At 71.8% G+C, this 13,382-nt stretch carries 10 protein-coding genes; 3 read left to right on the plus strand and 7 right to left on the minus strand.

The annotated features are described in order from the left end of the window. Positions 1-29 precede the first annotated feature (29 nt). Both ACFV9W_RS30220 and ACFV9W_RS30225 read right to left on the minus strand, forming a co-directional pair. Positions 30-182 (minus strand): hypothetical protein, encoded by a 153-nt coding sequence (locus ACFV9W_RS30220; protein ID WP_385767086.1) that lies wholly within the window; start codon positions 180-182, stop codon positions 30-32. A gap of 3 nt (positions 183-185) precedes the next feature. Beyond that, the gene (locus ACFV9W_RS30225; protein ID WP_385767088.1) at positions 186-1,112 is read right to left on the minus strand and encodes a proline dehydrogenase family protein; all 927 of its coding nucleotides are present in this window, start codon (positions 1,110-1,112) and stop codon (positions 186-188) included. A 168-nt stretch (positions 1,113-1,280) separates the two neighbouring features. Here ACFV9W_RS30225 and ACFV9W_RS30230 point away from each other — a divergent pair, with 168 nt between their 5' ends. After that, a complete protein-coding gene (locus ACFV9W_RS30230) occupies positions 1,281-2,462 on the plus strand; it encodes a PucR family transcriptional regulator (RefSeq protein WP_385767091.1) in 1,182 nt (393 codons plus the stop codon). Here the strand turns inward: ACFV9W_RS30230 and ACFV9W_RS30235 are convergent. Beyond that, positions 2,451-3,023, minus strand: a complete 573-nt coding sequence (locus ACFV9W_RS30235; protein ID WP_385767093.1) for a TetR/AcrR family transcriptional regulator — start codon at positions 3,021-3,023, stop codon at positions 2,451-2,453. The genes ACFV9W_RS30230 and ACFV9W_RS30235 overlap by 12 nt on opposite strands. Before the next feature lie 96 nt (positions 3,024-3,119). Between ACFV9W_RS30235 and ACFV9W_RS30240 the strand changes: the two genes are divergently transcribed. Both ACFV9W_RS30240 and ACFV9W_RS30245 read left to right on the plus strand, forming a co-directional pair. Then, a complete protein-coding gene (locus tag ACFV9W_RS30240) occupies positions 3,120-4,694 on the plus strand; it encodes an MFS transporter (RefSeq protein WP_385767096.1) in 1,575 nt (524 codons plus the stop codon). A gap of 192 nt (positions 4,695-4,886) precedes the next feature. Beyond that, on the plus strand, positions 4,887-7,946 hold the full coding sequence (locus tag ACFV9W_RS30245) for an AAA family ATPase (protein ID WP_385767099.1): 3,060 nt from the start codon (positions 4,887-4,889) through the stop codon (positions 7,944-7,946). Positions 7,947-8,020: 74 nt separating this feature from the next. On the opposite strand, the gene serA is transcribed toward ACFV9W_RS30245, so the two are convergent. The 4 genes from serA to ACFV9W_RS30265 form a co-directional block, all read right to left on the minus strand. Beyond that, a complete protein-coding gene (serA, locus tag ACFV9W_RS30250) occupies positions 8,021-9,622 on the minus strand; it encodes a phosphoglycerate dehydrogenase (protein WP_385767102.1) in 1,602 nt (533 codons plus the stop codon). Positions 9,623-9,871: 249 nt separating this feature from the next. Beyond that, entirely contained in the window at positions 9,872-10,870 is a 999-nt protein-coding gene (gene ilvC, locus ACFV9W_RS30255; RefSeq protein ID WP_385767104.1) for a ketol-acid reductoisomerase, read from the minus strand. Positions 10,871-10,971: 101 nt separating this feature from the next. After that, positions 10,972-11,496 (minus strand): acetolactate synthase small subunit, encoded by a 525-nt coding sequence (gene ilvN / locus ACFV9W_RS30260; RefSeq protein WP_385767107.1) that lies wholly within the window; start codon positions 11,494-11,496, stop codon positions 10,972-10,974. 26 nt (positions 11,497-11,522) lie between these two features. Continuing rightward, a complete protein-coding gene (locus ACFV9W_RS30265) occupies positions 11,523-13,373 on the minus strand; it encodes an acetolactate synthase large subunit (RefSeq protein WP_385767110.1) in 1,851 nt (616 codons plus the stop codon). Positions 13,374-13,382 lie beyond the last annotated feature (9 nt).

Raw genomic sequence — 13,382 nt, forward strand, 5'->3', positions numbered from 1 at the left:
ACGTACTGCCGTGCCGAGTCGGCCATGGCTCAGCCCTTCGTCAGAATCGAGCGGGCGAAGAAGAGCAGGTTGGCCGGCTTCTCCGCGAGGCGGCGCATGCTGTGCCTTCCCGGGGGACAACCCCCGGACCCCCGGCCGAATCCGGGGTGCACGAACACGTACTGCCGTGCCGAGTCGGCCATGGCTCAGCCCTTCGTCAGAATCGAGCGGGCGAAGAAGAGCAGGTTGGCCGGCTTCTCCGCGAGGCGGCGCATGAAGTATCCGTACCAGTCGGTGCCGTACGCGGTGTAGACACGCATCCGGTGTCCCTCGGCGGCGAGCCGCAGCTGCTCGTCGCTGCGGATCCCGTACAGCATCTGGAACTCGTACTCGTCCAGCTTGCGCCCGGCCTGCCGGGCGAGCTCCTGCGCGATGGAGACGAGCCGCGGGTCGTGGGACCCGATCATCGGGTACCCGGCGCCCTCCATGAGGATGCGCATGATGCGCACGTACGCCTTGTCGATCTCCGCCTTGTCCTGGTACGCGACCTCGGCGGGCTCCTTGTAGGCGCCCTTCACGATGCGCACGCGGCTGCCGGCGGCGGCGAGCCGGCGGGCGTCGTCCTCGGTGCGGAACAGGTAGGCCTGGATGACGCAGCCGGTCTGCGGGAAGTCCCTCCGCAGTTCCTCGTGGATGGCGAACATCGAGTCGAGGGTGGTGTGGTCCTCGGCGTCGAGGGTGACCGTGGTGCCGATCTTCGCGGCGGCCTCGACGACGGGGCGGACGTTGGCGAGGGCCAGCTCGTGGCCGCCCTCCAGCGCTTGGCCGAACATCGACAGCTTCACGGACATCTCGGCCTTCGTGCCGAGGCCGAGCTTCTCGAGGCGGCCGACCAGCTCCAGGTAGGCGTCCCGCGCGGCCTGCGACTGCTCGACGGTGGTGATGTCCTCACCGACGACGTCGAGCGTGACCTCCAGGCCCTTGGCGGCGGCGTCCTCGATGATCGGCACGACCTGGTCGACCGACTCGCCGGCGATGAAGCGGTCCACGACCTGCTTCGTGCCCGGCGCCGCCGACACGAAGGCGCGCATCTTGTCGCTGCGCGACGCGGCGAGGATCAAGGGAGCCAGCACGGGGCACCTCCACGAAGCATGAGTTGAGAAACGTGCCGTACCGCCGCAAACGGGGAACAGCACGTGGAACCACCGTGAAATCTAAGGATCCCTCCGATCCTGTGCCATCGACAGCTGTCACGCATCTGTGGCCGTCACCTCAGACATCTGTATGAAGGGGCGCCCGGGATGGGCGAGAATGGCGGGGTGAAAGGCGATTACCAGGAACTGGTCGACGAGATCTCGGCCCTGCTCGGCGCCCCGGCGACCCTGGAGAACCGGGACTTCCGGCTCATCGCGTTCGGGGCGCAGGTCACCGACAGCGACACCGAGTTCGACGAGACGGCGCTCGACCCGGTGCGCACCCGCTCGATCCTGACGCGCGGCTCGACCTCGGCGGTCCGCTCCTGGTTCGAGGGCTTCGGCATCACGAGCGCCAAGGAGCCGGTCCGGATCCCGGCGACCCCTGAGGCCGGCGTCTACCGCGGCCGCATCTGTCTTCCCGTACGCCATCACGGTTTCGTCCTCGGCTACGTATGGCTGCTCGACGACGATCCGGGTCCCACGCGGGAGCAGCTCGATGCCGCGATGGAGGTGACGGGACGGATCGGCGCGCAGCTCGCCGACGAGGCGCAGGCGGGCGCGGACCTGACCCGCGAGTTCCACTCCGTGCTCACGGCGGAGCGGGGCTGGCAGCGGGACATGGCGGTGGCGGCGCTGCGCACGGCGCTCGGCAGCCGGGCGCCGGGCCTGCACGCGGTGGTCTGCGTCGCGCCGTGGCCCTCGGCGGACCCGGACGACGCCCCGTCCGTCCGCACGATCCCGGCGGCGGACGCGCTGTGCACGGTGCCGTGGGGGGTGACCGGCCAGTGCCTCGCCCTGCTGGTGCGGCTGCGTTCGCGCGAGGCCCTGGCGCCCGCGCTGACGGCGGCGGCGAAACTGCGTGGCCGTGCGGGCTCCCCGGTGGCGGCGGGCGTCGGCGCCGCGCGCGACGACCTCGCCGAACTGGCCACGGCCTGGCAGGAGGCGACGGCCGCGACCCGCGCGGCGCTGGCCGATCCGAACCTCGGCCCCGACGCGCAGTGGTCGTCGATCGGCCCGTACCGGCTGCTCACGGCGCTGCCCGCGGAGGCCGCGCACGACCCGGCGGTCGCACCGCTGCTCTCCCCCGCGCACCGCCAACTGGCGCGCACCGCCGAGATGTTCCTCGACTGCGCGGGCCAGGCGGGCCGTACGGCCGCGGCCCTCGGCATCCACCGCCAGACGCTGTACTACCGCCTGTCGCGGGTGGAGCAGCTCACCGGCCTCGACCTGGACGAGGGCGAGGACCGGCTGCTCCTGCACATGGGGCTGAAGGCATCACGCCTGTGACAGCTCGAACAGCTGCCGCAGCCCCTCGGTGAGCTGCTCGGCGGACGGTGACGTCTCCGCGTCGAAGGTGTACTGGGCGACGAGCCCGAGGAACAGCACCGACAGCAGCCCGCCGAGCGTCGCGACCTGCGGATCGTCGGCCGGCGGCTCCTCCCCCACGATCATGCCGATGAAGCCGCGCCCGGCCTCCGCCTGGGCCTGCGCCAGGTACTCCCGCAGGGCGGGCATCTTGTCGGCGATCGTCAGCAGTTCGATGCTCAGGTGCCACACGGAGTCCGGCTTGCCGAGGCTGGCGACGACGTTCTCCATCAGCGCGTGAAAGCGCTCCAGCGAGCCCGGCGCGCCCGCCAGTTCGTTCGGCTCGCCCCAGTCGAGCGACGCCCCCTCGACGAGGGCCACGTACGCCTGCGCGAGCAGCGTGTCCTTCGATCCGTAGTGGTAGCCGATGGAGGCCAGATTGGCCCCCGACTCCTTGACGATGTCGCGCGCCGTCGTGCGCACGAACCCCTTCTCCACCAGGCAGCGCTTGGCGCCTTCGAGCAGATCCTCGCGATGTCCCATGGGCCCACCCTAGCCCGCGTTCAGACGAACGTCTTATACGTGCGTCTTAAACGCTCGTACTAGACAAGCGTTTAAGACGCTCGTACAGTTCCCGGCATGACGAACCCGACGAGTACCACCCCACCCGCCGCACCCCTTGCCGGGCGCCGCGAGTGGACCGCCCTCGGCGTGCTGATGCTTCCGCTGCTCCTGGTCTCGATGGACGTCTCCGTCCTCTACTTCGCGGTCCCCGAGATCAGCGCCGACCTGGCGCCGAGCGGCACCCAGCAGCTGTGGATCTTCGACATCTACGCCTTCGTGCTCGCCGGCCTGCTGATGACGATGGGCTCGCTCGGCGACCGCATCGGGCGCCGCAAGCTGCTCCTGATCGGCGCCGCCGCCTTCGGCGGGGCCTCGCTGCTGGCCGCGTACGCGAACAGCGCGGAGACGCTCATCGCCGCCCGCGCGCTCCTCGGGGTGGGCGGAGCGACGCTCATGCCGTCGACCATGGCGCTCGTGCGCACGATGTTCACCGACGCCGGGCAGCGCGCGAAGGCGATCGGCATGTGGTCGGCGGTCATGACCGGCGGCGTCGCGCTCGGTTCGGTGATGAGCGGTGTCCTCGTCGAGTACTTCTGGTGGGGCTCGGTCTTCCTCGTCAACCTGCCCGCGATGGTGCTGCTCCTGGCCCTCGGCCCGGTCCTGCTGCCGGAGTCCAGGAACCCGGAGCCCGGCCGCTTCGACCTGCTCAGCGTGCCGCTGTCGATGGCGGCCGTGCTGCCGGTGATCTACGGCATCAAGGAGATCCCCTCCGAGGGCTGGAACGTGCGCTACGTCGTCTCGATCACGGTCGGCCTGCTGTTCGCCGCCCTCTTCGTGCACCGCCAGCGCACCACGAGGTCCCCGCTGATCTCCCCCGCCCTGTTCCGCGGCCGCGGCTTCGCCCCCGCCGTCGTCCTCAACCTCGTCTCCTCCTTCGGCATGATGGGCTCGGCGTACTTCACGACGCAGTACCTCCAGTCCGTGCTGGGCAAGAGCTCGATGGCGGCCGCGCTCTGGGCGCTGCTTCCGACGGTCCTGGTCGGTGTCGCGGCGCCCGTCGCCGCGCGGCTCGTCCAAAAGGGCGTGCACCGCGCCCATGTCGTGGCGGGCGGATTCACCGTCGCGGCCTGCGGATACGGCCTACTGGCCGTGGCGGGCACCGACTCTCTGTGGCTCGTCCTGGCCGGCGCCGGCGTCCTCGCCGCCGGAATCGTCACCGTGATGTCCCAGATGATGGACCTGGCGCTCGGCACCGTCCCGGTCGCCAACTCCGGCTCCGCCGCGTCCCTGTTGGAGACGGGGGCCGAGTTCGGCGGCGCCCTCGGCATGGCCGTCCTGGGCTCCATCGGCACGGCCGTCTACCGCCACGGCGTCCCCGCCGACGCCCCGGCGGCGGCCCACGAAACGCTGGGCGGCGCCCTCGCGGTCGCCGCGCGGCTGCCGGGCGAGGCGGGCCGCGCCCTGACCACCGCCGCGCGGGAGGCGTTCACCAACGGCATGCAGGCGGCGGCCATCGCCGGGGCGGTCCTGCTCCTGGCCGCCGCGGCCCTCTCCGCGGCGGGCCTGCGCAAGGTCGTGGTGCGCGAGCCCCAGCCGACCCACGAGGACGCCGCCCCGGCAGCGGCGCCGGACGAGACGGCGGCGGTCTGACGCGCCGGCGCCGCCGACACCTGGCCGGCTCCGCCCGCTCCGGCGGAGCCGCCCGAAAGTCAGGAAGGCCCGCGCCGGGACCGTGCCAGGATGGCCCCGTGGCTCAGAGGGCCCGGCAGTAGGTAGCGCGGAAGAAGGAGCGGGCTGTGGTGCGTGCAGCTGCAAGGCGGAGGATTGAGGCATCGCGGAGCGATGGTGATTGACGACAACGCCGCAGATGTGCGTGCCACAGCCCGCGACGCCGCGGGACCTACTGCCGGGCCCTCTCAGACATTCGATACGCCGTTCATCGGCCGGGCGGACGAACTCGCCCGGCTCACCGGCGTCCTGGAGCGGGCCGCGGCCGGCGACCCGCGCGCCGTCCTGGTGGCGGGGGACGCCGGTGTCGGCAAGACCCGGGCGCTGACGGAGGCCGCCGCGCACGCCGCCGCCACCGGCCTGACCGTCCTGACCGGGCACTGCGTGGACCTCGGGGACGTGGGCCTGCCGTACCTCCCGTTCACGGAGATCCTCGGCGCGGCAGCGGCCGACGACAGGCTCGCCCCGGCCTTCGCCGCGTACCCCGCGGTGGACCGGCTCATCGGCGGAGCCTCGGGCGCGGGCCCCGCGCCCGATCCCGGCAGCCGCCTCCAGCTCTTCGAGGGCGTGGCCGGACTCCTCGCCGACCTCGCCGACGTGACCCCGCTGCTCCTCGTCGTCGAGGACCTCCACTGGGCCGACCAGTCCTCCCGCGACCTGCTCCGCTTCCTGCTCAGCCGGGGCGTACTCCAGCGGCCCGCGCCGGGCGGCCCGCCCCGCCGCCTCGCCGTCTTCGCCTCGTACCGCGCGGACGACCTGCACCGCCGCCACCCCCTGCGCCCGCTGCTCGCCGAGCTGATCAGGCTGCCCGCCGTCGACCGCCTCGACCTGCGCCCCATGGCCGACGCCGACATGGCCCGGCTCGTACGCGCACGCCGCACGGGTCCCGTGCCCGACAGCACCGTCCGCCGCATCGTCGACCGTGCCGAGGGCAACGCCTTCTACGCCGAGGAACTGCTCGCCGCGCTGCCCGGCGACGGGGCGGCGGCCGACTCCCCCGCCGCGCCCGACGACCTGGGCGGCCTGGCCGACGTGCTGCTCATCCGGGTCGAGCAGCTCACCGAGACCGCCCAGCAGGTCCTGCGCACCGCGGCCGTCGCGGGCCGCCGGGTCGGGCACGAACTGCTGCGGTCCGCCGTGCAACTGCCGGAGGAGGAACTGGAGTCGGCGCTGCGCGAGGCCGTCGGCCGCCTGCTCCTCGTGCCGGGCGACGACGCGACGTACTCGTTCCGGCACGCCCTCACCCGCGAGGCCGTGTACGCGGATCTGCTGCCCGGCGAACGGGTCCGGCTGCACGGCCGGTTCGCCGCGCTCCTCGGGGGCGAGGGCCGTTCGCCGCAGAGCGCGGCGGAGCGCGCCCACCACTCGCGCGAGAGCCACGACCTGCCCGATGCCCTCGCGGCCTCCCTCGAAGCCGCCGACCACGCCCAGCGCGTCGGCGCGCCCGCCGAGGAGCTGCGGCACCTGGAGACCGTGCTCGAACTGCTGGCGGTGGTGGACCCGTCCGCGCACCCCGAGGCCGACGACACGGCCACCCTCACCCTGCGCGCCTCGGCCGCCGCGGCCCGCGCGGGCGACCCGCATCGCGCGGTCCAGCTCACCCGCGCCGCGCTCGCCCGGGCGGGCTCCGACGCCGACTCCGAACTCGCGGCGCGCGTGCGCTACACCCTCGCGGACAATCTGATCCGGATCGACCACATGGACGCGGCGTTCACGTACAGCAGCGAGGCGCTGGCGCTGATCCCGGCCGAGCCGCCCTCCGGCACCTGGGTGTGGGCCGCCGCGACCCATGTCCTGGCCGCGCGCTATGTGGGCCGCAACGAGGACGCCGAGCGCGTCGCCCGACAGGCGCTCGCCGTCGCCGAGCGGCTCCAACTCACCGACGCGCAGGCCGACTTGACCATCTCGCTCGTCGGCCTGGAGACGCACAACCGGCGCACGCCACAGGGCCGGGACCGGCTGGTGGCGGCCCGCGGCCTCGCCGACGCCGCCGGGAACCTCGCGGTGGAGATGCGGGCGCTCTACAACCTCGCCATCGGCTGTTACGAGTCCGGCGACCTGGACGCGTGCCTGCCCTGGCTCGCCGAGGGCCTCGCCATCGCCCGCCGCGCGGGCCTGCTCACCTCCCCGTACGCCCTGGAGCTGCGCTACCTCCAGTCCCTGCTGCTCTACACGCTGGGCCGCTGGGACGAGTGCGCGCGTGCGGCGGCCGCCGACACCGAACTCCTGCCGCCCGCAGGCGGGTTCGCGATCGCGCCCGCCCTGTACGTGGCCCTGGCCCGCGGCGAGTACGACACGGCCGTCCCGGGGGCCCGGGGGCTGCTCGACCATCACTTCGACTGGATGGCGGCGCTCGTCGCCGCGATCGTGCTGACCGACGCGGCGGCGCTGCGCGGCGACGCCGAGGGCTGTGTGCGGCAGATGCGCGCGTCGGTCGAGTCGCTGACCGACGTCTCGGGCGGCACCCGGCCCGACGCCGTCGTGCGGCTCGCCGCGCTGGCCCTGGCCGCCGTCGCGGACGCGGCGGAGGCGGCCCGGCTCTCCGGTGACACGGCGGGCGCGGACCGCTGGGCGGCGACCGCCACCGAGCTGGTGGAGCTGGCCCGGGACACGGCGGCCCACGGCGAGGACGGCACGGAGCAGGGCCCCGAGGGCCTGGCCTGGCTGGCCCGCGCCGAGGCCGAGCTGGTGCGCGCCCAGTCCGGCCCCGACGTCACGGCCTGGGAGCGGGCCGTGACGGCGTTCGGCTACGGCGAACCGTACGAACTGGCCCGTTGCCGGCGGCGGTTGGCCGAGGCGCTGCTCACCGACGACCGCCGCGAGGAGGCCGCCGAGCAGGCGTACGCGGCCCGTGAGGCGGCCGTCCGGCTCGGTGCGGAGCCGCTGCGCGAGGCCCTGGACACGCTGATCCGGCGGGGCCGCCTCTCCGACGCCCCGGCCGCCGGTGACCGGATCGCCGCGCTGACCGCCCGGGAGAGCGACGTGCTGCGGCTGCTCGGCCGGGGGCGCACCAACCGCCAGATCGGCGAGGAGCTGTTCATCAGCGGCAAGACGGCGAGCGTCCACGTCTCGAACATCCTCGCCAAGCTGGGCGCCGCGAGCCGCACCGAGGCCGTCGGCATCGCCTACCGCGAGGGCCTGATCGAACCGGAGACGAGCCCCTCCGGAAGCTGAACGCACGAGGGCCGGGCCACCCGTGGGTGACCCGGCCCTCAAGCCGTACTCGGGTAAGCCGTCAGGCCTCAGCCTCAGACGAGGTTGACGGACCGCGCCGACGTGGCGCCGATCTCGGCGGCCAGCTCGTTCAGGACGTTCTGCGGGACGGTGTCGTCCACGGTGAGGACCGCGAGGGCCTCGCCGCCGACGTCGGCGCGGGAGACCTGCATGCCGCCGATGTTGATGCCGGCCTCGCCGAGGACGCGGCCCACGGTGCCGACGACGCCGGGACGGTCCTCGTAGCGCAGGACGACCATGTGGTCGGCGAGCGCGAGGTCCACGTCGTACTCGCCGACGGCGACGATCTTCTGGAGGTGCTTCGGGCCCGCGAGCGTGCCGGAGACCGAGACCTCCTGGCCGTCGCCGAGGGTGCCGCGCACCGTGACGACGTTGCGGTGCTCGTGCGACTCGGAGGACGTCGTGAGGCGGACCTCGACGCCGCGCTCCTGCGCGAACAGCGGGGCGTTGACGTAGGAGACCGTCTCGTCGACGACGTCCTCGAACACGCCCTTGAGCGCGGAGAGTTCGAGCACCTTCACGTCGTGCTGGGTGATCTCGCCGTAGACCTCGACGTCGAGGCGGACCGCGACCTCGCCCGCGAGCGCGGTGAAGATCCGGCCGAGGCGCTCCGCGAGGGGCAGGCCCGGCTTGACGTCCTCGGCGATGACGCCGCCCTGGACGTTGACCGCGTCCGGCACGAGCTCACCGGAGAGCGCGAGGCGCACCGACTTGGCGACGGCGACACCGGCCTTCTCCTGCGCCTCGTCCGTGGAGGCGCCGAGGTGCGGGGTGCAGACGACCTGGTCGAACTGGAACAGCGGGGAGTCCGTGCAGGGCTCCTTCGCGTACACGTCGAGGCCGGCGCCGGCGACGCGGCCCTCCTTGATCGCCGAGTACAGCGCCTCCTCGTCGACGATCCCGCCGCGCGCGGCGTTGACGATGCGCACGTTCGGCTTGACCTTGTGCAGCGCCTCGTCGCCGATGAGACCGAGGGTCTCCGGCGTCTTGGGGAGGTGGACGGTGATGAAGTCGGAGACCTCGAGCAGCTCGTCGAGGGAGAGGACCTTCACGCCCATCTGCGCGGCGCGCGCGGGCTGCACGTACGGGTCGTACGCGACGACCTTCATGCCGAACGCGGACATCCGCTGCGCGACGAGCGCGCCGATGCGGCCGAGGCCGACGACGCCGAGGGTCTTCTCGGCGAGCTCGACGCCCGTGTACTTGCTGCGCTTCCACTCGCCGCCCTTGAGGGCCTGCGAGCCCTGCGGGATGTTGCGCGCGGTGGCGATGAGCAGACCGCAGGCCAGCTCGGCGGCGGTCACGATGTTGGAGGTCGGCGCGTTCACGACCATCACGCCGGCCTTGGTGGCGGCGGACACGTCGACGTTGTCGAGGCCGACGCCGGCTCGCGCGACGACCTTCAGCTTCTTCGCGGCGGCGATCGCCTCGGCGTCGACCTTGGTGGCCGAGCGGATCAGGATCGCGTCGACGTCGGCGATGGCGGGCAGCAGCGCCGCCCGGTCCGCGCCGTTGCACTGGCGGATCTCGAAGTCCGGGCCCAGGGCGTCGACCGTCGCGGGCGACAGCTCTTCGGCGATGAGTACGACGGGTTTGCCGTTGGCAGCAGTGCTCACGTGAGTCCTCACAGGTCCAGTGCGGACGGCCGTCCCGACGGCCGCAGGCGGTGGAGGGTTGCCGCGTGGAAGACGCACGACGCTGTGGGCCCAACGCGAATGTAGTCAGCAGTGTAGTGGCGCTGGAGAGGGCGTCTTGCGCCTCCCCGGAAGGATCACTCGTCCGAGGCTGGACACGGTGGACAACAGCGTGGACGAGTGATGGAGAACGGGGTCGCGGCGTGTGCCGCGACCCCGTTCCGTGGAGGCCTAGGCCTCCTCGTTCACCCAGCTCATGAGCTTGCGCAGCTCGGCGCCCGTGGTGGCGAGCAGGCTGTCCTCGTCCTGCTTCTTGTACTCGTTGTACTTCTTCAGACCGCCGTGGTACTCGTCCATCCAGTTCTTGGCGAACGTGCCGTCCTGGATCTCGGCGAGGACCTGCTTCATCTCGGCCTTGGTGGCGTCCGTGATGATCCGCGGGCCGGTGACGTAGTCGCCCCACTCGGCGGTCTCGGAGACCGACCAGCGCATCTTCTCCAGGCCGCCCTCGTACATGAGGTCCACGATGAGCTTCAGCTCGTGCAGGCACTCGAAGTACGCGATCTCCGGCTGGTAACCGGCCTCGGTCAGCGTCTCGAAGCCGGCCTTGACCAGCGCGGCGGTGCCGCCGCAGAGCACGGCCTGCTCACCGAACAGGTCGGTCTCGGTCTCCTCGGTGAAGGTCGTCTTGATGACGCCGGCGCGGGTGCCGCCGATGCCCTTCGCGTAGGAGAGGGCCAGCTCGAAGCCCTTGCCGGAGGCGTCCTGCTCGACGGCCGCGATGCACGGAACGCCGCGGCCCTCCTCGTACTGGCGGCGCACGAGGTGACCCGGGCCCTTCGGGGCGACCATGCAGACGTCGACACCCTCCGGCGGCTTGATGAAGCCGTAGCGGATGTTCAGGCCGTGACCGAAGAAGAGGGCGTCGCCGTCCTTCAGGTTCGGGGCGATGGTCTCCTCGTAGACCTGGGCCTGGATCGGGTCCGGGACCAGGATCATGATGACGTCGGCCTCGGCCGCGGCCTCGGACGGGGTGACCACGCGCAGGCCCTGCTCCTCGGCCTTGGCCTTGGACTTGGAGCCCTCGTGCAGACCGACGCGCACGTCGACACCCGAGTCGCGCAGGGAGAGCGCGTGGGCGTGGCCCTGGGAGCCGTAGCCGATCACCGCGACCTTGCGGTTCTGGATGATGGACAGGTCGGCATCGTCGTCGTAGAACAGCTCGGCCACTGGGGTTCTCCTTGGTGTGCTGGTGTTGCGTCCCACCGTACGGCGGGGTGCGGAAGAGAGGTTTCGGGGTCTCGGTATACGAGAGGGGGCGCGCGGAAGCGCTACGCGGAGCGGTCGAGCGCCCGCAGGCTCCGGTCGGTGATGGAGCGCGAGCCGCGGCCGACCGCGATGGTGCCGGACTGGACGAGCTCCTTGATGCCGAAGGGTTCCAGCATCTTGAGCATCGCCTCCAGCTTGTCGCTGGAGCCGGTGGCCTCGATGGTGACGGCCTCCGGGGAGACGTCCACGGTCTTGGCGCGGAACAGCTGGACGATCTCGACGATCTGCGAGCGCGTCTCGTTGTCGGCGCGGACCTTGGCGAGCACCAGTTCGCGGGCCACGGCCGAGTCGGGCTCGAGCTCGACGATCTTCAGGACGTTGACCAGCTTGTTGAGCTGCTTCGTGACCTGTTCGAGCGGGAGCGATTCGACATTCACGACGATGGTGATGCGCGAGATGTCGGGGTGCTCGGTGACGCCGACGGCGAGCGAGTCGATGTTGAAGCCGCGGCGCGAGAAGAGGGCGGTGATCCGGGCGAGGACACCGGGCTTGTTCTCGACGAGGACGGAGAGCGTGTGCTTGGACATGGTCTTGGTTCCTTCTCCTGCGGCTCTCAGTCGTCTTCGCTGTCGCCGAAGTCGGGGCGGACGTCCCGGGCGGCCATGATCTCGTCGTTGGAGGTGCCGGCGGCGACCATCGGCCACACCATGGCGTCCTCGTGGACGATGAAGTCGATCACGACCGGGCGGTCGTTGATCGAGTTCGCCTCCTCGATGCACTTGTCGAGGTCCTCGGGGCGCTCACAGCGGATGGCGTAGCAGCCCATGGCCTCGCTGAGCTTCACGAAGTCCGGGATGCGGGTGCCCCTGTTGGGCGGGGTCTCGCCGTCCGGGCCCGCGTGCAGCACGGTGTTCGAGTAGCGCTGGTTGTAGAACAGGGTCTGCCACTGGCGGACCATCCCGAGGGCGCCGTTGTTGATGATGGCGACCTTGATCGGGATGTTGTTCAGGGCGCAGGTGGTCAGCTCCTGATTGGTCATCTGGAAGCAGCCGTCGCCGTCGATCGCCCAGACCGTCTGGTCCGGCGCTCCCGCCTTGGCGCCCATCGCGGCGGGGACCGAGTAGCCCATGGTTCCGGCGCCGCCCGAGTTCAGCCAGGTGGCCGGCTTCTCGTACTGGATGTAGTGCGCGGCCCACATCTGGTGCTGGCCGACGCCCGCCGCGAAGATCGTGTCCGCGGGGGCGAGTTGGCCGATGCGCTCGATGACCTGCTGCGGGGAGAGCGAACCGTCCTCGGGCTGGTCGTAGCCGAGGGGGTAGGTGTCGCGCCAGCGGTTCAGGTCGTTCCACCAGGCGCTGTAGTCGCCCGTGTGGCCGTCCGAGTGCTCCTTCTGGACCGCCTGGATCAGGTCGGCGATGACCTCGCGGGCGTCGCCGACGATCGGCACGTCGGCGGCGCGGTTCTTGCCGATCTCCGCCGGGTCGATGTCGGCGTGCACGATCTTGGCGAACGGCGCGAAGCTGTCCAGGTTGCCGGTGACGCGGTCGTCGAAGCGGGCTCCGAGGGCGACGATCAGGTCGGCCTTCTGCAGCGCGGTGACGGCGGTGACCGCACCGTGCATGCCCGGCATTCCCACGTGCAGCGGGTGGCTGTCGGGGAATGCGCCGAGCGCCATCAGGGTGGTGGTGACGGGCGCTCCGGTGAGCTCGGCGAGCATCTTCAGCTCGGCGGTGGCCTGCGCCTTGAGGACGCCGCCGCCGACGTAGAGGACGGGCCGCTTCGCGTTCGTGATCAGCTTCGCGGCCTCGCGGATCTGCTTGGCGTGCGGCTTGGTCACCGGGCGGTAGCCGGGCAGGTCCTGCTGCGGCGGCCAGGTGAACGTCGTCTGCGCCTGCAGGATGTCCTTCGGGATGTCCACGAGGACGGGGCCGGGGCGGCCGGTGGCCGCGATGTGGAACGCCTGCGCGATCGCCTGCGGGATCTCCTCGGCCTTGGTGACCAGGAAGCTGTGCTTGGTGATCGGCATGGTGATGCCGACGATGTCCGCCTCCTGGAAGGCGTCCGTGCCGATGGCCTTGGAGACGACCTGGCCGGTGATCGCGACGAGCGGCACCGAGTCCATCATCGCGTCGGCGATCGGCGTCACCAGGTTCGTCGCACCCGGGCCCGAGGTCGCCATGCAGACGCCGACCTTGCCGGTGGCCTGCGCGTAACCGGTGGCCGCGTGGCCCGCACCCTGCTCGTGACGGACGAGCACGTGGCGCACCCGGCTCGAGTCCATCATCGGGTCGTACGCGGGAAGGATCGTGCCGCCGGGGATACCGAATACGGTGTCGACCCCGACCTCCTCAAGCGAGCGAATGAGGGACTTCGCACCCGTGACGTGCTCGACGGGGGCGGACTGCTGTCCTCCGGAACGGGGCCGCGGCTGCGGCTGGCTGGCCCCGGTGGCCTGCTCGGTCATCGGCATTCT

This window comes from Streptomyces sp. NPDC059897 (assembly GCF_042730865.1).
Lineage (GTDB): Bacteria > Actinomycetota > Actinomycetes > Streptomycetales > Streptomycetaceae > Streptomyces.

What these genes read in the sequence shown, in the direction of transcription:
- ACFV9W_RS30220 (WP_385767086.1), bottom strand. Translation starts at nt 182, where the DNA reads ATGGCCGACTCGGCACGGCAGTACGTGTTCGTGCACCCCGGATTCGGC.
- ACFV9W_RS30230 (WP_385767091.1), top strand. Translation starts at nt 1,281, where the DNA reads ATGGGCGAGAATGGCGGGGTGAAAGGCGATTACCAGGAACTGGTCGAC.
- ACFV9W_RS30235 (WP_385767093.1), bottom strand. Translation starts at nt 3,023, where the DNA reads ATGGGACATCGCGAGGATCTGCTCGAAGGCGCCAAGCGCTGCCTGGTG.
- ACFV9W_RS30240 (WP_385767096.1), top strand. Translation starts at nt 3,120, where the DNA reads ATGACGAACCCGACGAGTACCACCCCACCCGCCGCACCCCTTGCCGGG.
- ACFV9W_RS30245 (WP_385767099.1), top strand. Translation starts at nt 4,887, where the DNA reads ATGGTGATTGACGACAACGCCGCAGATGTGCGTGCCACAGCCCGCGAC.
- ilvN (WP_385767107.1), bottom strand. Translation starts at nt 11,496, where the DNA reads ATGTCCAAGCACACGCTCTCCGTCCTCGTCGAGAACAAGCCCGGTGTC.
- ACFV9W_RS30265 (WP_385767110.1), bottom strand. Translation starts at nt 13,373, where the DNA reads ATGACCGAGCAGGCCACCGGGGCCAGCCAGCCGCAGCCGCGGCCCCGT.